Genomic DNA, 20,014 nt, shown 5'->3' on the forward strand with positions numbered 1-20,014 from the left:
GCAGCCCTGCGATATAGCAGGGCAGAATATATCGTTTCAGTCTGAGCTGATTAATGTGCTGCCCATTCGACACTACTCAAATCAATGCCTTCCTGATGCATTTCCCACAATGGAGACAATTCGCGTAATTTACCGATTTTGGATTTAATCAGTTCAGCAGCATAATCAATCTCGGCTTCGGTAGTAAAACGTCCGAATGTAATACGCAGAGAGCTGTGCGCCAGCTCATCATTGCGACCCAGTGCGCGCAGTACATAGCTTGGCTCCAGACTTGCGGAAGTACAGGCAGATCCGCTGGAAACAGCAATATCTTTAACAGCCATAATCAGACTCTCACCCTCAACAAAATTGAAGCTGATATTCAGATTCTGATACACGCGATGTTGTAAATCACCATTGATATATACTTCTTCAACACCTTTAATTGCATTGAGAAAACGGTCACGCAGTGCTTTAGCATGAGCATTGTCTTTATCCATTTCCAGACGCGCCAGACGGAATGCCTCACCCATGCCGACAATCTGATGAGTAGCCAGTGTGCCGGAACGGAAACCACGCTCATGCCCGCCGCCATGCATCTGTGCATTCAGGCGGACACGGGGTTTGCGGCGTACATACAAAGCACCAATTCCTTTAGGGCCGTAGGTTTTGTGTGCAGACATACTCAGCAAACCAATCTGATTGGCTTTTACGTCAATATGAACTTTACCGGTAGCCTGAGCGGCATCGACGTGAAAAATAACTCCTTTTTCAGCACAAAGTGCGCCAATAGCTGCAATATCCTGAATCACACCGATTTCATTATTTACCCACATCACACTGACTAAGGTTGTATCAGGACGGATAGCAGCTTCCAGCTCTGCCATATCAATCAAACCATTTTCCTGTACACCTAGATAGGTAACTTCGAAGCCTTCTCTTTCCAGCTCTCGCATGGTATCCAGAATAGCTTTATGTTCAGTTTTGACCGTAATCAGATGCTTACCTTTACTAGCATAAAACTGTGCCGCACCTTTCAATGCCAGATTGTCAGATTCAGTGGCTCCTGAAGTGAAGATAATTTCTTTAGAATCCGCACCAATCAATGCAGCAATTTCATTGCGTGCATTTTCTACGGCTTCTTCTGCCTGCCAGCCAAAGCTATGGCTATTGGATGCCGGATTACCAAAAAATTCCGTCAAGTAAGGAATCATTTTTTCAGCCACACGCGGATCAACCGGTGTTGTAGCTGAATAATCAAGGTAGATAGGAAGTTTTACGGTCATTGTCGTGTTCTCTTTAAATATCTATGGCTGCGCCGGAGTATTAATGCAGATTAATTAAGGTAACAGGCTGCTCCGGGTTGCTTTTTTTTTCATTACTGTTGTTATGGTAAGTTCGCTGATTCAGAATGCATTGCAAAGTAATGCCGCGCAAATAGCTGTCTATGGTTTTATTCAGATTTGCCCATAAGTCATGAGTCAGACAGGGTGAACCGTCCTGACAATCAGCATGACCGCCGCAAACGGTAGCATCCAGAGTGTCTTCCGCTGCAGAGATAATATCTGCAATATTAATCTGAGCAGCATCATGACTCAGTACATAGCCGCCTCCCGGCCCGCGAATACTTTCTACCAGCCCGGCACGGCGTAATTTTCCGAACAGCTGCTCAAGATAAGACAGGGAAATGCGCTGGCGTTCACTTATTGCAGTCAGGTTTACTGCACCAGATTGCGCATGCATAGCTAAATCCAGCATGGCAATGACGGCAAAACGCCCTTTGGTGGTTAAACGCATGACAAAACCCGAAACAGATTGACAATGTATGAATTATCTAATACCCGACAATTTTAGTCAACTTTATTCATGGATAAATCAAGTAATTATGTCAGAATTAATTCCATCACAAATACATAAGATTCTAAAATTAATACTGGTTAAAACACTGGAAATACAGACTGTTTACAGCTGCCTGGCAGCGGAAACGAACGAATTGTTTTAATTTTTGCGGATGATATTTCCAGATTATTAATAACATTCATCCAATCAGAGCGTTTGTATACGATAAGCACAGAATGATTAAGAAATTCGGGATTATCGGTTTTTCTGAGAACAGGCCAGAATCAAGCTCACGGATAGTAAAATGAAAAATAATGCAAGCCGTAAAAGTACTGAAGTTGTTAATGAAGCTGAGCTAATAGCTTAACTTTAAAAGATATTGATACTTTGTATGGGAAGAAATTAATATTCGAAATATTTATGCTGATTAAAAAATAATATTTCTGATAATAAAACAGGTCTGAATATATTCAGACCTGCAAGAAATGTCCGAAGTAAATGTTATAAACTGGCAAAAGCATCGGTAGCAGCCACCAGAGCAGCCTGATTTGCCGGTTCAAAGCCAGAATGACCGGCTATAGTGACTACCAGTCTGGCATGCGGTAAAGCCTGCTGCAATTCCCATGCGCTTTCAATCGGTGTGCACATATCATAGCGCCCCTGAATAATGACAATCGGAATATCAGCCAGTATCTGAATATTTTCCAGTAAAGCAAATTCGCTTGCCAGCCAGCAGCGATGGACAAAATAATGATTTTCAATCCTTGCAATTGCCAAGGCACGCTGCGGATCATTATATTCGTCTATACCAGCCTGATTATGTTCTAAATGTACAATACTACTTTCCCATTGGGCCCATGCTTTAGCTGCATTGAGCTGAGTTGTTTCATCCGTATAAGGATGGCATAACAACTCATGATAGGCATCTACTAAATTATGCCGTTTATCTTCAGCAATCGGTGCGAGATAATTCTCCCATGCTTCCGGAAAAATATGATTTGCGCCTTGCTGATAAACCCATGCAATTTCATGTGGCCGGCACAAGAAAATACCGCGCAGTATCAGCTCACTGACTCTTTGCGGATAAGTTTTAGCATAAGCAAGTGCTAGTGAGCTCCCCCATGAACCACCAAATACCTGCCAGCGTTCAATGTGCAGCATCCTGCGAACTTTTTCTAAATCTTCAACCAGATCCCATGTAGTATTGTCGTCAATACAGGCATAGGGCAGGGAACGACCGCATCCACGCTGGTCAATAATAATAATACGGTATTTTTCCGGATTGAAGAAGCCGCGGCATGCAGGCGAGGCTCCGGCTCCCGGCCCGCCATGTAAAAAAATAACTGGTTTACCGGCCGGATTGCCGCTTTCTTCCCAGTAAATCTGATGAATTGCAGAAACCTGCAATAATCCAGACTGATATGGTTCAGTTATTGGATACATAAATGTGTTCCCGAAAGCAACTGCAAACTAACTAAATGATTATTATTAAATTATAATTCAATTTGTATCTGGTTTTATCACTGTTCTGCCGGTTGTCTGCGGTTATCAATCAGCGAAACCACTTACGCACGGCATCCAGACCGCCAAAGCGTACATTAATAGACGTTGCAGCCTGTGTTTTCGGTTTGGCGTGGTAGGCAACTCCAAAACCGGCAGCCTGTAGCATCGGAATATCATTAGCACCGTCACCCATTGCCAGTACCTGCATTGGGTTTAGTCCAAGTTTTTCTCTGAATTGAACCAGTAAATCAGCTTTAGCCTGAGCATCAATAATTCTGCCTGCCAGCTCTCCGTTCAGAACATTATCTTGTATCACCAGCTGATTAGCAAAAGTATAATCAAGTCCGTATTGTTGCTGCAGCCGTTGAGTAAAATAAGTAAATCCACCGGAAATCAGCATGAATTTAACTGCATATTTCTGACACTGCTGCAACAGCCATTCTGCACCCGGAGAAAGTTTCAGTACATGTTCATAAACCTGTTTTAATTCTTCAACCGGTAAACCCTTTAATAAAGCTACACGCGCCCGTAACGATTGCTCAAAATCAATTTCACCGCGCATTGAGCGTTCGGTGATGGCCGCAACCTGTGCCTGTAATCCCATTCCGGCAGCAATTTCATCCACACATTCTATGGTAATCAAAGTGGAATCCATATCACTAACAATTAATCCTAAGTCTGCAAAATTCTGGTCAGGCAAAATGGCAAAATCAATTTTTTGCTCAATCAGCTGAGTCTGTGCTGATTCAGATAATTCGAAATCAACACTAACCGGCAGTCGCAGCACAGAATTATCAAATGTATATTCCGGATTTAACGGCATAATTGCGTTTAAATGGGATAAGTCACACAGATGTAAATCCGTATGTTGTAAAACCAGAACAGGAAGCATAACAAATATACAGCCAGAAAAAAAATTCAGTATAGACATCCACAATAGGCTTGACAACCAACAGTTAAAAAGAAAATAAGTGCTGAAATCAGAATCCGGAAATTGAGTAAAATTAATCTTATTTAAACTAAAAATAAAAATAAAAAACTTAATTTACATTAAATTCTTTAAACATAAAGAAAAATTACAAATGAGTTTGTACAATGCAACTTTTTGTCCAAAATTGCGGTTGTGAAAGGATAAATAAATATCCAGAAATTTTAGTATTATTGCTATTATTCCAAGTCGCATTTTTATGGAGTTATTACATGCAACACCCCTCAACCACCTCATCGGCGGTCGATCAGTATCGCGAACTTACTGTTCGCGGTATGATCTTAGGTGCATTAATTACAGTAATATTTACTGCATCTAATGTATATCTGGGGCTGAAAGTTGGCCTGACATTCGCTTCATCCATACCCGCTGCCGTAATCTCTATGGCTGTACTCAAATGCTTTCATGGTTCAAATATTCTTGAAAACAATATGGTACAAACACAGGCATCGGCGGCCGGTACCTTGTCTTCAATTATCTTTGTTCTGCCCGGTTTGTTAATGATTGGTTACTGGCAGGGTTTTCCATTCTGGCAGACAACCTTGATATGCGTTGCCGGCGGTATTCTTGGTGTTATTTTCACTATTCCTTTACGCCATGTACTGGTTGTTAATAGTGATTTACCTTATCCGGAAGGTTTAGCCGCCGCTGAAATACTCAAGGCTGGTGACCACAATCAACCACAGGAAAATGATGAAGATTCACCGCAAAGCGGAGTTAAGCAGATTGTTACCGGTGGTATTTTATCCGGTATTTTCAGCTTTCTGGCCGGCGGCTTACGCGTAATAAGTGAAAGTGCCAGTTACTGGTTTAAAGTAGGCGGAGCCGTATTTCAGGTGCCCATGGGCTTTTCACTGGCTTTGCTGGGTGCCGGTTGGCTGGTAGGTATTACCGGTGGTATTGCTGTACTGCTAGGCATGTTTTTTTCATGGGGAATAGCCGTACCGTATTTCACCAGCACCACTGCAATGCCTGAAAATGTTTCAATGATGGATTTTGCAATTAAACTTTGGGTAACCAAAGTCCGCTATATTGGCGCCGGAGCCATCGCTGTTGCTGCAATCTGGACATTAATTACCCTTTTCAAACCTATGCTTGAAGGCATGAAACTTTCTTTTCAGGCCTTTGGATCGGATTCACAAACCAGCAAGACACAGGAGCGGGTAAATCAGGATTTATCGCCTAAAACCATGATGCTGATTGTAGTGGCTACTCTGATCATTCTGGTTGCTACCTTCTACAGCTTTATTGCCACTGCGCCGATATCTTTCGGACTGGCCTGTGCTTTGGTTGCGTGTGCCACCATCATGGCCTTCATTATAGGTTTTCTTGTGGCTGCAGCCAGTGGCTATATGGCTGGTCTGATTGGTTCTTCTTCCAGCCCGATATCTAGTATCGGTATTGTTTCAATCATCATTATATCGCTGGTATTCATGGTGATTGGTCAGTCTAGCGGTATTTTCGCACAAGCTGGCGGTAATCAGTTTATGACAGCTTTAGCATTATTTACTGCTTCTGTGGTTATGGCCATTTCCACTATTTCTAATGATAATCTGCAGGATTTGAAAACCGGCCATCTGGTTCAGGCTACTCCGTGGCGCCAGCAAGTAGCACTAATTATTGGCAGCATTGTTGGTGCGATAGTAATCTCACCAGTACTTGAACTGTTGTATAACGCTTATGGTTTTACCGGAGCCTTACCACGTGCCGGAATGGATGCTGCTCAGGCACTGTCAGCACCGCAGGCAACTCTGATGACCACTATTGCCAAAGGGATTTTTTCTCACAATCTGGAATGGGCATACATCAGAGCAGGCGTATTTTTGGGTGTATTCCTGATTGTGCTTGATGTGGTGGTTAAATATCTTCGTCCGGGCTGGAGTGTACCTCCGCTGGCAGTGGGTATGGGTATTTATCTGCCGGCTTCCGTCAATATGCCAATCTTTATCGGAACAGTATTATCCTATTTATGTTTGCGTTATATCAAAAAGCGCCATACTGATCCAGCTATTCAGGAGAAAGAGGTTAAAGCCACAGATCGTCGTGGTACATTACTGGCTGCTGGATTAATAGTCGGTGAAAGTATCGTAGGTGTAGTAATGGCTATGGTAATTGTTGCATCTATTGCTCTGGGTGGCGGCGAATCTCCGCTGGCTTTGAATTTGCAGGGTTGGGATAAAATTGGAGAACTATTAGGTTTACTTCTCTTTATCTCATTTATGGCAATTCTGGTACGGCAAATAATAAAAAAATAACAGTTAATTAATTAAAACAGCGCATAAAAAGCGCTGTTTTTTTGTATATCTTCTGAGTTATACAGACTTAAATAAAATAGTTCTACAGTATATTTATATGCCATTATACTTAAGAAAAATAAAAAAATAGCTTCAATACTAGCTGTCTCGAAAATATCTAATGTTAATAGAAATCATATAAATTACTATTATATAAATATTTTATTAGTATTTTTTTATATATCCTCATAGAGAATAATTTTTCATGTAACAAATATTATTATAAAAATGAATACAGTAATAATTGAACACATTGCACAATAAACTGTTATTGCAGATTAATATATCAACTAACTCTGATTTCTAAATTCATTATATTTTTTGTAATAATATCTCTTTTTATTATAGTAAATTTTGATATTCACATTATCAATCTGGAAACTGGGAAATTTTTATTTTCTATTGTTAATGCACAGCGGATGCATTCCGCACCTGGTGCCACGTTGACAGGGGGTGAGCAGGTGAGCGAAGAAGCTACAAGTACCGTGAGTTAGTAGGTTTTATATACTAAAGAAAAAATCAGCTAGGTATTGTGAAGATTAAACTGATTTATGCCGGTAATTTACATATAACAACATTGCAGCGTTTGCCTTACCAGATGCAGATCTTTGAAACTGATACCGACCAGCGTACTTGATCAGAAATGCGGGGACAACTTAACTAGCCGGTTGCCTCAAGGATTATTAAAATAAACGCTGCACACCTAGGACAAAGCTCAAAATCATAATATTTCCCTCCCGCTGCATAATTTTTACATACAAAGTTTCTGCAAACATAAATGATTTTTCCACAATTTGGACATTTACACATATCTCTTCTAAATTTATTTTTGACTAAAATTGTTGCTCGGATTTTTTTATAACAAAACGGACAACGACCTAATGGTTTAGCCTTTGGTGTTTGTTTATTCATAATCGATACCTTAATAAATCCATATCCGGTATTATTAAAATGTGTTAATAATGGAAAACAATATATTTCTAATCAATTAATATCTTAATATTTCGTGAACCAAACAGTAAGTTATATAGCTAAAGATTAATCAATTTATTAAATAAATACAATTTAATTAACTATAGTATAAATTTAAGTATTCACGTTAAGAATACTTTATTTATTTAAAATATAATTAAATAAAATAAAAGAATGCCTAATATCTATGCTTAAAAATTCTAAACAAAAAGAACAAATTGAATTTATTAAGAATAAACTGAACGATGTAAAGCGTAAACGTGATACGTTAATAAATACAATTGAGAACAGTTTAGATGAAGTAAGTTCAATTATGAAACAAATATCAAATTAAGATGAAAGAGAAAGAGCTCTATTAATTGAACAGGAAAAATATCTGCTGAGCCTGTCTTTGTGGAGGCATCTGGTATTGAAATTGATTCAGCTGTTAAAGCTTTGCGGGATATCATAACAAATATAAAGAATATACGAAAAATAAGGATTTTATTACAATCATTTATAGAGAGTATTGAAGTATTTGATGATGAAAAAGTTATAAACTATATACCTGAACGGATTGTGAATGCAAAAGCGGTTCATAGTAAGAACGAATGGCACGCCTACAGGGATTCGAACCCCGGTTGCTACCGTGAAAGGGTAGTGTCCTCGGCCTCTAGACGATAGGCGCATTAATATGTGTTAGTGTGTATATGATACTACAATTTGTATAAACATATATCATTTTCACAAGTATGAAAAGTAATTCTAACAGTTTTAATTATTACAAGAAATATCTCTTTATCAGAATTATTATATTGTCAACTTCGATATTACTTTGCTTTGTTTTTAAAAAGACAAATTAAATGATAAAATTTATTTGAATAAATTTTATAAAAATAAAAATCAATTAATGATATATTCATAAAAAATTGATCAATAGTTAAATTTAGTTAAATCTATGTATAAATAAATATTTTATGATATAATATTTTTGTTGTTTAAACAACATATCAATTATTATATATTTATTTACAAAGGTGAAAATATGGTTTATTTTACTGTTACTGCAGCTAATGGGTGTAAAGCACTTATTAACAGAGATATGGTTAATAAAGTAATTGATTATGGTAATTATCGTGCCATTTATCAAGGAAGTGATACTAATAACTTTCAAGTTAGAGAAAGTTTGTCTTATATTTGGGATTATTTAAATAGTAAATAAAAGTTGTATAGGTTAAATTTTATTCTCTTTGAGAAGGAATTCATAAAATGAAAACTGATTTAACATGCATTCTTTTAATATTACTGTTATCTTTTTTATTTAGCAATGTTTTTGCATATAAACCTTCTCAATTTGATAAAATTCGCCTGAAACAAAATTGTAAAAATGAGCAGGAGTCACCATTTAAAGACTTCGCTGGTACGCCTAGTTGTGACAAGCTGAAAAAAATCGAAATCGATGAAAATCAGCCAACTTACCGGGTAATTCATGAACAATAAATGAATCTTATCTGAAAAGGTAAGTACAAATGTAGCCTGATTAGGCCAATCAGGCTACAAAGTTGACAGATTTAAACTCTGCAAGCTGTATCAGAATGACGGTTCTGATGCAGCTTAATTCTTATATATTATTGAATTAAATAAAATGTATGTGTTGTATTGCATGTTATCTGGTTAATATACTTTACTTAATAGTTGAAATATATATTTAATTTCAAAATACTTTTTATTTTCTTGGGGATAGTTGATTTGTATATGCATAAATCAACTAACAAAAATACTATACTCAAATCAATTTGAGAAAATATTGAAAACGTTTATAGCATATTAATGGTAAATATATTATTTTAAATAAATAGTTTTAATAGCCCTTTATAGTATAATTTATATTTTTTATAAAATTTATCATCTGAAGCTATAAGTAAAATTTTAGTTGTTCAGTTTATTGTTCTTTATTTTATATATTGGAAAAGTAATATATGATATTAAATGGCGATACCATAAAAAATGCTTGATATATTAAAATTATAATGAATGAATGAATTTTATTTATAAATATTATTTTTACTTATTTGATTATTTTTGCCTTATTTTATAGTATCAGCTACTATTGATCATTTAGACATTTCAAAGCAATAAAGTAGTTGGTGGTGATAAAAATAGATAGATAATATAACTTAATATATGTTTCCTATAGAGGTTTTATATTATCTTATTCAAATCTTTTTTATCACCATTATAATTAATTAAACTTTTATAACCTAAATAATTTTAAAACACTTTTCTTTAAATAAATCATCGTATTTAATTAATTTTCAAAAATTCAAATAAATACCATATTATTTAAAATTTTCTTAGATAGCTTTCAATTGCATATAAAGGGGAAATAATCAACCAACTTTTAGATGAGTATATTTTGAGTAATATTTCTACTGCTTGTAAATCATCTTTAGGTACAATATCCCTTTTTTTCTTACGTCCGCGTAGTTTCCAATTTATTTTTTTAAAAATTCTAATTGATTTCCAAGAAATTGATTTATATATATTTTTTAAATTATTCTTTGCACCCTTATAATTAATTCGTACACCTGAATGTAGGTGTTGTGAAGATAATGACTCAACTTCTTTTATCCACCATCCAAAGTTCTGAATCTTTTTTTGATTTAATTTTAATTCAGCTTCATTCCACTTTTGTTTTTTTTCATATAATTCTGTCACAGATGAACCTGTACTTATTATAGTATTGGTTCCATCAGAACGTACACTATATTCAGCACTATATTTTTCGACATAAAGAGGTTCATAGTGATATGCAAGACGTAATAAAAACTCATAATCTTCATTTTTATCCATGGATTCGTCTACCCAGCCTATATCTTGCGCTCTATTTCTATCTATGACAAAGCTATGAATGGGAATAAAATTACCTTGGAGATGTGTAATAAATGAATATCTATCTTTTTTAAACGGCGTTAATCTGGATATCAATTGATTGTTTATATTATATGTTGCCAAAATAATATCGGAGTAGGCCCATGCATTAGTACTCGTTTGCAACTTGCTAATCATATTGGAATAATGATCAGGATAAACTTTATCATCATCGTCAAGGAAAGCTAAATAACGTCCTGTAGCTGCTTGCATTCCTAAATTTAGGCTGTGAGAGCGAGCATCATGATTAGCTGTATGACTAAGTAGTTTAAAACACTTAAAATAATTTTTCCATATAGAAACTATAGACTCAATTTTTTCTAAAGAATCATCATTTTGTAATTTTTGTACTACAATAATTGGTTCAATATTTTTGTGTATCTGACCTGACAAAATAAACAGGCATTTATCCAAGAATTTTTCTCGTCCTGGCATAGTACGTATAATAATTGAAATTAAATCGTTTTTTTTCATTATTATCTCCACATCGGTTTAGAGAAGTTTAAACCGTTTTTAAAATCCGGATTTGCTTTCATGACTTCATCTACAGTGTGTTGTTGAACATTAATTAATTGTTCATTTAAATCTATATCTGATAAATCTAAACGTTTTTTCCATTGATTTAAGGCGAAATTTTTAAATTTGACTGAGCGCCATTTATGTGCTATCAATGTCGCAGATTTCCATATTTCTAATTCCCTATCTTTTCTATCCATAGCATAATGAAAAAATAAGGCTTTTGTACATGTAAAGCATTTATATCCCGCTGCTTTAACTCGCCAAGAAAAATCAACATCTTCACAGTATAGAAAAAAATCTTTATCAAAACCGTTAATTTTTTGGTAAATATCAACTGGAATAAGCATACAGGCACCAGAGCACCAATCTGTTTCTCCTGTATTATGATTAAAACTTTTAGGATGCATTATTGGTTCATGAATTGCTTCAAATATACCATGCCAGTTATTATATTCAGCTATGTTAACTAATTCAGTCAAAGCTGCCGGATGTAAAAATCCATCAGGATTCAAGCAAATATAAGCTTTAGAATCTGAAGATACCCTTGAAAAAATATCATTATGGCCAGCACCAAATCCTATATTTTCTCCATGATAAACATCAATGTTAGTCCACTGCTTTTGTTGGATAAGAAGAAGTATTTCTTCCAAAGTGTGGTAATTTCCCTGATTTCTTATTATTATGTGAATTTTATTTTGAGAATATTGCTGGCTATAAATTGCCTCCAGATTTCGTTCAATTTCCTCAATAGGATTATTATAAGTAATTATACCAATTGAAAGTGTATATTTAGCAGGTAACATATTATCCCAACCATCATTCGCTGATATTAAGTCAAAACTTATACAAATATTTTTTGATATATTTTCGAGTGAATATTTATATTCAAAAATAAATATATTATTTTTAAAAAGGGAAATTTTTAACCATATTCCTCTGCTGATTTAATTGTCTTAATATAAAGAGTAATCCCCAATAATTTAATAACTTTAAATGATAGTATCCGCTTAAACATGTATATGTACCAACAATATTGCTGTATTATATTCTGTAAATTACGTATAATATCTCAATAGCTTATATATGTAAATATATTACTATTTTGACTAAATTAAGAACAATATTCATATTACAATTTACTAAATGAAAAAGTTAAAAGTAGATTCTTGCAAATTATTTTTATCAAAATTCTGAAATAAACAATTATATTGGAGTTCAATAAATAATTTACTATATTAAATAAAGTAGGTACATTTATATCTTTTGGTAATTTTAAAAATTATATTTTATATTATCAATATAAATAATATATTCTTTTTAAGAAATATTTTGTGTATCGATAGTTGATCAATGTATAAGGTTTTCACGCATGTCCAAATTACACGTTCATTTTAATTGTTAAATATTTTTACATAAATTAAATTTATATAATTGGTCATATTATAAATTTCTTATATTTTATAGTCGTTTGAAATTTAACCTTGATACTTTTGTTATGTTTAAAACCATTTAAGCATAATTATAATCTATGTACCATCAACAATAAACAGCCACAAACCACTGCCACTGCTTTCTTGCCCTGCCGGCCGGAAAAAGTTTTCACTCATACGTTTCAAGTTTTCCGAGGCAATATCATTACAGGGATTAGTAATGCTGATAGAGTTTGTGTCTAAGGTTAAATTAATAATACTGTATTCAGGACTATAGAGAATGGCATTATCAGGCAGATTACGAATAAGAATAGTCAGTAGAGTATGATCAGCGCAAATAGGTAATACTGCCGCCGCATCAGTATTAAATTGCCGCAGGATACGACATTGGCGTTCACGTGCCAGCAAGTTTATACTTTAAATTTACGAATGAGAAGTTGTTGTGCTTAAGAGTGACGATAATTATGCATTGCAATAAGTAAAAAGCAAATATACTTTCTGTAGAGATTTATTTGGTTAATTTACTATTAATATGATTATTATTTTAGATAGTGGTGTGAGTGAAGTCTCGATATGAAAGACGGTTTCTCATGGCTTTTTGGTAGTTTCCCGGCGTTACCCCGAAATTTCGTCGGAAAATAGAAATAAACCCGCTAATATTGTCATAACCTAAATATAAAGATATTTCTGTGACTGGTTTTCCGGCAGCAAGCAATTCCAATGCTTTTAACATGCGCAGTTTCTGACGCCATTCTGTGAAATTAAATCCGGTTTCATTTGTAAACCGACGTGTTAATGAGCGTCGGGAAATGCCAGCCCAAATGCCCCAGTCGTTAATTTTTCTGTCATCACTAGGATTATCACACAAAGCTAAAGCGATTTTTAACAGACGCATATCTTTTGGCATTGGAAGTGCTAGCTCAACTTGAGGCATTGTTCTAATCTCGTCAAGGATTACGGCAATTAATCGCTTCTGTTCCGGTTCCAGTTCTAAATTATGCCATGACATGGTTCGTGTAATTGCTTCACGCAGTAAGTCAGATAATTCTAAAACGCATGGTTTGACAGGTAGTTTAGTACATGCGTTTTTTTGTATATAGATGCTCCATCCTTCGAATGGTCCATGTGATCCAAGAAGACTATGCTGTACATTCGGAGGTATCCAGACACCATGAGTTGCGGGCACTACCCATTGACAATTTTCTGCTTCAATTGAAATTAAACCTTGTAATGTGCCGAGTAATTGTCCTCTCGCATGACCATGGCGTTGTGTCACTCTTTGTGAAGAGTGGCTGACTGTCGATATGATCATTGGTTCGCTATCAGAAGAAGCGATCTGTGGAGAAATGAGCGGAGTATTCATTTATATGGCCCCGATGGGATATTTTGTGGCTTAAATTGGTTAGTAAAACTCTATTCTACTGTCTATCCTGAAGCCTCTTAATTGTATTGAAGATAACAAGTTAGCAATAAATAGATAAGTTGTAGATATGCAAAATAATAGTTTTTTATACAAATTTATTGGTTATTTTCAAATTTATTAATCTCTAGAGAGAGTTTGACATGGCACATTCAGTTGAGCTGACGGTCGCAGAAAGAAAGTTAGTGTTTGCTATGACGCTATCTAGTATATTGCCATTACTGGATAGCAGCGTTGTTAATGTTATTTTATCCTCAATTTCGAATGACATTAATGCCTCTTATGCTTATATACAATGGGCTGTTACTGTATATATGCTGGCCTGTTCTACGGGTATATTACTATCTCCTTATATACATGAAAATTTTGGACTCAAGAAAGCATGGATATGCTCAATTTTTGTTTTTCTTGTAGGTTCTATATTAGTTGGATTTTCATATAATCTGGTGTCTTTGATTCTGTTTAGATGTCTACAAGGTTTTGGTGCAGGAATATTAATTCCAATTACTCAATCCACAATAGCGACTTATTTTGGTAAGGAAGGACTAAAGCCGGTTATGGCATTGATTGCTATTCCGTCAGTCTTTGCCCCTGCACTAGGACCAGTTTTTGGAGCAATCATATCAGAACAGTTAAATTGGAGAATAGCTTTTTTTATCAATATACCTTTAGTGCTTTTGGCTTTTTTCTTTGGCTGGACGAAAATACCTGATATTAAAACGTCTAAATACAATATGAATATTTATGTATTTTTGACATTTTTAATTTCTTTAATTCTATTTTTTATCTCTATTAAAAATATCGCATCTGGGCATTTTTTTGATATTTCTAATATTATTATGCTGGTTTTAGGTATTGGTTTGATGATGGTTTCGCTTATTATTAATAACAAGTCAGACAGTAAACTGATCGATTTAAGTGCATTTAATAGCTCTAAATACTCAATGTCAATAATGATGGGGTTTCTGACATCGCTTATCTTTTTTGGTTTTATGATTTTTTTTCCTTTAATACAAGCAATAAAGGATAATGTATCTATTACATATATTGGTATGCTGCTTGCCCTGCAAGGTGTAGGTGCCTGGTTGGCTAGAAAATTTATTTATAAATCTCTAAGTGAGATAAATTCATTTCTAATTATTGGTGTAGGATTAATAATATCAGCAATCAGTATATTAATTATTCAAGTTGGTGGGAACGCCTCTGAAATCATCGGTTTTACTGTCCGAGGCTCCGGATTAGGCATCGCCACGATTGCTGTTCTCTCTTCTCCATTCGAGTTTTGTGATAAAAATCAAATCAAGGACACGAGTGCTGTCACGCGTGTTGTACAGCAGATTGGCGGTGCATTTGGGGGAGTATTATCAGGAATACTTATCTACCTAACGCAAGCTCAATTAATTTCAGTAAACAATGCTTATCATGTAATGTTTTTTGTATCTCTTGTATTTGGTGTTATTGCTGTTATTGCCTATATTTTCTTTGGTCGAGTGAATAAAATCGCTTAACATAAGATTTGGTTCATTTATATGAATTTTGGGCGTCGATTAACAAGTCTGTTGCTGTGCGAATAGTGCAAACATTAGCTAAAAGCCCCACCATCTTACAAACAAATCCTTAGTTAATATTATTGTATTATGATGCTTTTTGTTGCAGTTTAATCTGGAAATTAATAGTTTCATTTTTATACTTTCTAATCTTTACTATACCTAATTCCATTTGCAGCCAATGCAGCTGGGCAATACCATCAACAATAGACAGCCCCAAGCCACTGCCACTGCTTTCTTGCCCTGCCGGCCGGAAAAAGCGTTCACGCAGACGTTTCAGGTTTTCTGAGGCAATATCATTACAGGGATTAGTTATGCTGATAGAGTTTGTGTTTAGGGTTAAATTAATAATACTGTGTTCAGGGCTATAGCGAATGGCATTATCAAGCAGATTACGGATAAGAATAGTCAGCAGGGTATGGTCACCGTAAATAGGTAATACTGGCGCCTCATCAGTATTAAATTGCCGCAGGATATGACAGTGGCGTTCACGTGCCAGCAAGCTGACACTCTCTATAGCGTCATTGGTAATATCTTTCCAGTTAACTGCTTCGGTATGGGGTAACTCGGTAAGTGGATCAAGACGGGAAAGAGTAAGAAGCTGATCGACTAAGCGGGTAGTGCGGTCGATGCTGTGTTCAATGTTGCGTACACGCTGTTGCTGAGCATCGTTCAGACTGGTAAGTGCCAGCACTTCTGTTTGTACTTTAAGTGCAGCTAATGGGCTGCGCAGTTCATGTGCTGCATCTGCTGTGAAGCGCAGTTCACGTGCGCGAGATTGTTCTATACGCTGAAATAAATCATTCAATGCATTGATAATAGGCAGAATTTCGGTAGGCACAATATTGGAAAGAGGTGTAATACTGTGCGGTTCTCTATGGTACAGAGTTTGTGCCAGTGTCTGAAGTGGCTGTGTACCGCGGCGTACACTCCATGCAATTAGCCATAGTAAAAGCGGCAGAGCAAGTATAGATACTGCCAGTTGTGACCATACTGCACGCAATACAGTTTGCAAACGTTCGTGCATACTGAATGATACGGCTACTTTGAGTTGCTGCTGAGGACTGTTCAGATAAAAAATACGCCATGCATGGCTTTGCCACCAGTATCCCTGATTGATAAATCCCTGATAATCCGGTTGATAGGGAATAGACTGGCCTGTTTCATCGGCATTAATCAGTTTACCTTTATACCAGATGGCGTATCCGGATTCTTTGGCATCAATAAGCCCGCGCTGTGGTTTTGGAATAGATGGTAAAGCGGGATATTGGCTGGAATTGAGGTTGATCGGTGTATGTAATAATCGCTGTGCCAGCTGACTCATTTGTGTATCACCGGCTTCATTGATTTCATGCATTACCGCCACTGCGCTAATGATGGCTGTCAGAATCCACAGAAGTGGCAGGGTGATACCAAGATAGATAATTAAGCGCCGGCTGATAGCAGTGGTTGGCTTCAAGGTGCCTCTCCGAGCTGATAGCCCAGTCCGCGCCGGGTACGAATAATGGTTGTGCTGATTTTTTTACGTAAATGATGCACGTGTACTTCTATGGCATTGCTCTCGACTTCCTGTTCCCAGCTATACAGTTTATCTTCGATTTGAGCACGGCTGAAAACATGTTGCGGATGAGTGACGAGTAGCTGTAATAACAGCCATTCACGCTGGGTAAGATTAAGTGGTTTGCCATACAGGCAGGCATGACAGGAGTTAAGTTTCAGACTCAGCTGCCCGAAGTTAATTTCGGTCTGACTGATGCCCTGACTGCGACGAATAAGCGCATGCAAACGTGCAATCACTTCATCAAGCGCAAAAGGTTTACATAAATAATCATCAGCACCGGCATTCAGACCGGCAAGTCTGTCGGGCAGGGCATCGCGGGCGGTGAGAATCAAAACCGGTGTGCTGAGATTCTTGCTGCGCCAATGGCTTAAAACGTCCATACCATCTCTTTCCGCCAGACTTAAATCAAGTATTACAGCATCGTATGGCGCTACACTTAATGCCTGTTCTCCAAGGCGGCCGGATGCAAAAATATCGCAAGCCATACCTTGCTGGCTCAGACCGGCAGTAAGGCCGTCAGCAATGTCTCTGTCATCTTCAAGAATCAGTATACGCATATTTTTTCATATAGTGATACCAATAATCCGACCTATCATGCTGGTAAAGGCCAGTGCAAGTGCACCTAATATGACTATTCGGATTACAGCCGGACGTTTGGGAGCTCCGCCCAGATATGCTGATATGCAGCCCAGAATACCAAGACCGGCTATGGTGGTAACAGACAGTATGCTCATCAGCCATACGGTAGAGCTTAACAGAGATAGTAATACTGGTAATAAAGCACCGCAAGCAAAAGACAGTGCGGAAGCCAAAGCTGCCTGAAGCGGATTGGCTTTACTGACTTCGGTGATACCGATTTCCTCACGGGCGTGGGCTTCAAGGGCATTATGTTTGGTTAGAGCTTCGGCAACCTGTTGTGCAAGTGTTTTGTTTAAACCACGCTGACGATAAATATTAGCCAGTTCTTCCAGTTCTATTTCCGGATATCGGATAAGTGAGTCCAGTTCTTTGCGTAAATCAGCTGCTTCTGTATCGCGCTGGCTGGAAACGGAAACATATTCTCCGGCAGCCATAGAGGCAGCACCTGAAACAAGCGCTGCAATACCGGATATAAGCAAGGTATGCTGATCCGGATCGGCTGCTGCCAACCCCATTAGCAAGCTGGCAGTGGAAATCAGTCCATCGTTAGCGCCAAGAACGCTTGCGCGTAACCAATTGTTACGATTAGAAAAATGTTGTTCATCATGCCATGACTGGCTCATTTCGGGCTCCTGATAAGTACAAATTAGTACTTTGCAGACATATTAATTACCGTACCACAATGACGCCGCCTATTGGCATGGTTTACCTTAAGCTTCACTTAAGGCTGTTTTTTTACACTTGCCGCTGTTTAGTTAACAGGGGCTGATGATGCAGTCGAAATGGGTATTAAGCAGCAATCGGGCCATATTATTGCTCAGTATTTATATCTTATTGATATTTAATGTAGGTTTCTGGAGCTATCTGTTTCAGCATGTAACCCTGAAAAATAATGTTATTTTCTGGTTTTCCATACCTGTTGTGATTCTGGCCGCAATGAATTTTTGTATGCAGTTGTTATTCTGGCCATATTTACATCGGTTGATGGTGCCATTGCTTCTGTTGCTGGGTTCAGCTGTAAGCTATGCAGTGATGATGCAGCATATTTATTTTGATGCCAATATGCTGCAAAACATTATGCAAACTAATATAGGTGAAGCCGGTGCCTGGCTGACGCCTCAATTCTGGATGTGGCTGGGCATTACCGGCTTATTACCGGCGCAGTGGTATTGCTGGGGTGTTAATATCCATTATACAAAACCATGGTATCGTGAATTCGGCAAACGAATTGTGGTCATAATTGTTTCTTTGATTACGGTTTTTACAGTTATTCTGCTTGCGTATGGCAGTTATATTTCTTTTTTCCGAAATAATAAAACTGTGAATCATTTAATAGTCCCCACAAATTTTGTCGGAGCAGCAGTAAAAACAGCTTATAACACATATGATGCTCATCAGCCTTTGCAACGCATAGGACTGGATGCTAGTCATCAGCGTCATGGGAATAAACGGTTATTGATACTGGTGATGGGTGAAACAACGCGCGCCCAGAATTGGGGATTGAATGGTTATCCGCGTCAGACTACGCCGGAGCTTGCTGCTATGGGTAATCAGGTTGTCAATTTCCCTCAGGTTAGTTCGTGTGGTACAGCAACGGCTGTGTCTTTACCCTGCCTTTTCTCGAATATGCCACGCCAGCATTATCAGGCTAATCTGGCAAAACATCAGGAAGGGCTGCTGGATGTTTTGCAACGTTCAGGAGTTGCAGTAAGCTGGCGTGATAATGATGGCGGGTGTAAAGGTGTATGTGACCGTATCCGTCATCTGGATGTGCGGGACTGGGCGCCGAATTTGAAATGTAATAGTGATGGTTGTCTGGATGAAAGCCTGTTAATTAATTTACACGATATGATTACTAATATGCCTGATGATGCTGTACTGGTATTGCATACAATGGGTAGTCACGGTCCCGCTTATTATCAGCGTTATCCTGAGGCATTCCGGCGCTTCACACCGACGTGTAATACGAATCAGATTCAGCAGTGTACAAGGGAGCAATTGCGTAATACATACGATAATACAGTACTGTATACAGACCATATACTGGCAGAAATAATTAAGTTATTACAAAATGAATCCGGTCTGGCCAGTGCGATGTGGTATTTTTCTGATCATGGAGAATCTTTGGGTGAAAATGGTATATATCTGCATGCAACACCCTATGCTATTGCACCGGAAGAGCAAACCCGTGTACCTATGCTGTTCTGGGCAAACCATGATTTTGCTGATATCAGTAATCTGGATATGAACTGCTTACGCCGGCATGCGCATCAGCAAGAATTATCACATGATAATATTTTTCATTCAGTGCTGGGACTAATGAATGTGAAAACCAGTGAATACCATACTCAGCTGGATTTATTCGCATCGTGCCGGAAAAATAACTTTAATTATTGATTTGAAAATAATTATT

Annotated in this window: 17 protein-coding genes and 1 tRNA gene; 5 read left to right on the forward strand and 13 right to left on the reverse strand. The window is 37.1% G+C overall.

The window, feature by feature from the left end; translation table 11 throughout:
- Positions 1 to 50: 50 nt before the first annotated feature.
- The 4 genes from H3T75_RS07440 to serB all read right to left on the reverse strand — a co-directional run bounded on the left by H3T75_RS07440 (position 51) and on the right by serB (position 4,213).
- Complete coding sequence (locus H3T75_RS07440; protein WP_025330176.1) at positions 51 to 1,265, reverse strand: IscS subfamily cysteine desulfurase; 1,215 nt, start codon at positions 1,263 to 1,265, stop codon at positions 51 to 53.
- 40 nt (positions 1,266 to 1,305) lie between these two features.
- A complete protein-coding gene (locus tag H3T75_RS07445; RefSeq protein ID WP_025330177.1) occupies positions 1,306 to 1,776 on the reverse strand; it encodes a Fe-S cluster assembly transcription factor in 471 nt (156 codons plus the stop codon).
- 543 nt (positions 1,777 to 2,319) lie between these two features.
- Complete coding sequence (pip, locus tag H3T75_RS07450; protein WP_198211414.1) at positions 2,320 to 3,261, reverse strand: prolyl aminopeptidase; 942 nt, start codon at positions 3,259 to 3,261, stop codon at positions 2,320 to 2,322.
- Between the two features lie 109 nt (positions 3,262 to 3,370).
- Positions 3,371 to 4,213: a phosphoserine phosphatase SerB gene (serB, locus tag H3T75_RS07455; RefSeq protein ID WP_084586669.1), complete on the reverse strand. Its 843-nt coding sequence runs from the start codon at positions 4,211 to 4,213 to the stop codon at positions 3,371 to 3,373.
- A gap of 308 nt (positions 4,214 to 4,521) precedes the next feature.
- Between serB and H3T75_RS07460 the strand changes: the two genes are divergently transcribed.
- Positions 4,522 to 6,564, forward strand: a complete 2,043-nt coding sequence (locus tag H3T75_RS07460) for an OPT family oligopeptide transporter (protein WP_084549935.1) — start codon at positions 4,522 to 4,524, stop codon at positions 6,562 to 6,564.
- 699 nt (positions 6,565 to 7,263) lie between these two features.
- Here H3T75_RS07460 and H3T75_RS07465 read toward each other — a convergent pair.
- Both H3T75_RS07465 and H3T75_RS07470 read right to left on the reverse strand, forming a co-directional pair.
- The gene (locus tag H3T75_RS07465; protein WP_174829885.1) at positions 7,264 to 7,515 is read right to left on the reverse strand and encodes a hypothetical protein; all 252 of its coding nucleotides are present in this window, start codon (positions 7,513 to 7,515) and stop codon (positions 7,264 to 7,266) included.
- A 651-nt stretch (positions 7,516 to 8,166) separates the two neighbouring features.
- Positions 8,167 to 8,242, reverse strand: a tRNA-Glu gene (locus H3T75_RS07470).
- Positions 8,243 to 8,599: 357 nt separating this feature from the next.
- Here H3T75_RS07470 and H3T75_RS07475 point away from each other — a divergent pair.
- Entirely contained in the window at positions 8,600 to 8,776 is a 177-nt protein-coding gene (locus H3T75_RS07475; protein WP_172349974.1) for a hypothetical protein, read from the forward strand.
- A 47-nt stretch (positions 8,777 to 8,823) separates the two neighbouring features.
- Positions 8,824 to 9,054, forward strand: coding sequence for a hypothetical protein (locus H3T75_RS07480; RefSeq protein WP_198211415.1), 231 nt, complete (start codon positions 8,824 to 8,826; stop codon positions 9,052 to 9,054).
- An 843-nt stretch (positions 9,055 to 9,897) separates the two neighbouring features.
- Here the strand turns inward: H3T75_RS07480 and H3T75_RS07485 are convergent.
- From H3T75_RS07485 to H3T75_RS07500, 4 genes are all read right to left on the reverse strand, one after another.
- Complete coding sequence (locus tag H3T75_RS07485; RefSeq protein WP_198211416.1) at positions 9,898 to 10,959, reverse strand: glycosyltransferase family 2 protein; 1,062 nt, start codon at positions 10,957 to 10,959, stop codon at positions 9,898 to 9,900.
- A 2-nt stretch (positions 10,960 to 10,961) separates the two neighbouring features.
- A complete protein-coding gene (locus tag H3T75_RS07490; RefSeq protein ID WP_174829887.1) occupies positions 10,962 to 11,807 on the reverse strand; it encodes a glycosyltransferase family 2 protein in 846 nt (281 codons plus the stop codon).
- Positions 11,808 to 12,530: 723 nt separating this feature from the next.
- A complete protein-coding gene (locus H3T75_RS07495) occupies positions 12,531 to 12,842 on the reverse strand; it encodes an ATP-binding protein (RefSeq protein WP_198211417.1) in 312 nt (103 codons plus the stop codon).
- 136 nt (positions 12,843 to 12,978) lie between these two features.
- Positions 12,979 to 13,797, reverse strand: a complete 819-nt coding sequence (locus H3T75_RS07500) for a helix-turn-helix domain-containing protein (RefSeq protein ID WP_198211418.1) — start codon at positions 13,795 to 13,797, stop codon at positions 12,979 to 12,981.
- 200 nt (positions 13,798 to 13,997) lie between these two features.
- Between H3T75_RS07500 and H3T75_RS07505 the strand changes: the two genes are divergently transcribed.
- A complete protein-coding gene (locus H3T75_RS07505; RefSeq protein ID WP_025330187.1) occupies positions 13,998 to 15,362 on the forward strand; it encodes an MFS transporter in 1,365 nt (454 codons plus the stop codon).
- A 127-nt stretch (positions 15,363 to 15,489) separates the two neighbouring features.
- On the opposite strand, the gene H3T75_RS07510 is transcribed toward H3T75_RS07505, so the two are convergent.
- Genes H3T75_RS07510 through H3T75_RS07520 form a run of 3 tightly spaced genes read right to left on the reverse strand, consistent with a single transcriptional unit; the run spans position 15,490 to position 18,224 of the window.
- Complete coding sequence (locus H3T75_RS07510; RefSeq protein ID WP_198211419.1) at positions 15,490 to 16,860, reverse strand: histidine kinase dimerization/phospho-acceptor domain-containing protein; 1,371 nt, start codon at positions 16,858 to 16,860, stop codon at positions 15,490 to 15,492.
- Entirely contained in the window at positions 16,857 to 17,519 is a 663-nt protein-coding gene (locus H3T75_RS07515) for a response regulator (protein WP_037475621.1), read from the reverse strand. The genes H3T75_RS07510 and H3T75_RS07515 overlap by 4 nt, the downstream gene beginning before the upstream one ends.
- A gap of 6 nt (positions 17,520 to 17,525) precedes the next feature.
- Positions 17,526 to 18,224, reverse strand: coding sequence for a VIT family protein (locus tag H3T75_RS07520; protein WP_084565473.1), 699 nt, complete (start codon positions 18,222 to 18,224; stop codon positions 17,526 to 17,528).
- 148 nt (positions 18,225 to 18,372) lie between these two features.
- Here H3T75_RS07520 and H3T75_RS07525 point away from each other — a divergent pair, with 148 nt between their 5' ends.
- Positions 18,373 to 19,998, forward strand: coding sequence for a phosphoethanolamine transferase (locus H3T75_RS07525; RefSeq protein ID WP_232339952.1), 1,626 nt, complete (start codon positions 18,373 to 18,375; stop codon positions 19,996 to 19,998).
- Positions 19,999 to 20,014: the final 16 nt, after the last annotated feature.

It is taken from the genome of Snodgrassella sp. W8135 (assembly GCF_016101225.1).
Taxonomy (GTDB): domain Bacteria; phylum Pseudomonadota; class Gammaproteobacteria; order Burkholderiales; family Neisseriaceae; genus Snodgrassella; species Snodgrassella alvi.

Bases quoted from the DNA above. Each gene is read 5' to 3' on its own strand.
- H3T75_RS07440 (WP_025330176.1), bottom strand. From the start codon at position 1,265: ATGACCGTAAAACTTCCTATCTACCTTGATTATTCAGCTACAACACCG.
- H3T75_RS07445 (WP_025330177.1), bottom strand. From the start codon at position 1,776: ATGCGTTTAACCACCAAAGGGCGTTTTGCCGTCATTGCCATGCTGGAT.
- pip (WP_198211414.1), bottom strand. From the start codon at position 3,261: ATGTATCCAATAACTGAACCATATCAGTCTGGATTATTGCAGGTTTCT.
- serB (WP_084586669.1), bottom strand. From the start codon at position 4,213: ATGCTTCCTGTTCTGGTTTTACAACATACGGATTTACATCTGTGTGAC.
- H3T75_RS07460 (WP_084549935.1), top strand. From the start codon at position 4,522: ATGCAACACCCCTCAACCACCTCATCGGCGGTCGATCAGTATCGCGAA.
- H3T75_RS07465 (WP_174829885.1), bottom strand. From the start codon at position 7,515: ATGAATAAACAAACACCAAAGGCTAAACCATTAGGTCGTTGTCCGTTT.
- H3T75_RS07475 (WP_172349974.1), top strand. From the start codon at position 8,600: ATGGTTTATTTTACTGTTACTGCAGCTAATGGGTGTAAAGCACTTATT.
- H3T75_RS07480 (WP_198211415.1), top strand. From the start codon at position 8,824: ATGAAAACTGATTTAACATGCATTCTTTTAATATTACTGTTATCTTTT.
- H3T75_RS07485 (WP_198211416.1), bottom strand. From the start codon at position 10,959: ATGAAAAAAAACGATTTAATTTCAATTATTATACGTACTATGCCAGGA.
- H3T75_RS07490 (WP_174829887.1), bottom strand. From the start codon at position 11,807: ATGTTACCTGCTAAATATACACTTTCAATTGGTATAATTACTTATAAT.
- H3T75_RS07500 (WP_198211418.1), bottom strand. From the start codon at position 13,797: ATGAATACTCCGCTCATTTCTCCACAGATCGCTTCTTCTGATAGCGAA.
- H3T75_RS07505 (WP_025330187.1), top strand. From the start codon at position 13,998: ATGGCACATTCAGTTGAGCTGACGGTCGCAGAAAGAAAGTTAGTGTTT.
- H3T75_RS07515 (WP_037475621.1), bottom strand. From the start codon at position 17,519: ATGCGTATACTGATTCTTGAAGATGACAGAGACATTGCTGACGGCCTT.
- H3T75_RS07520 (WP_084565473.1), bottom strand. From the start codon at position 18,224: ATGAGCCAGTCATGGCATGATGAACAACATTTTTCTAATCGTAACAAT.
- H3T75_RS07525 (WP_232339952.1), top strand. From the start codon at position 18,373: ATGCAGTCGAAATGGGTATTAAGCAGCAATCGGGCCATATTATTGCTC.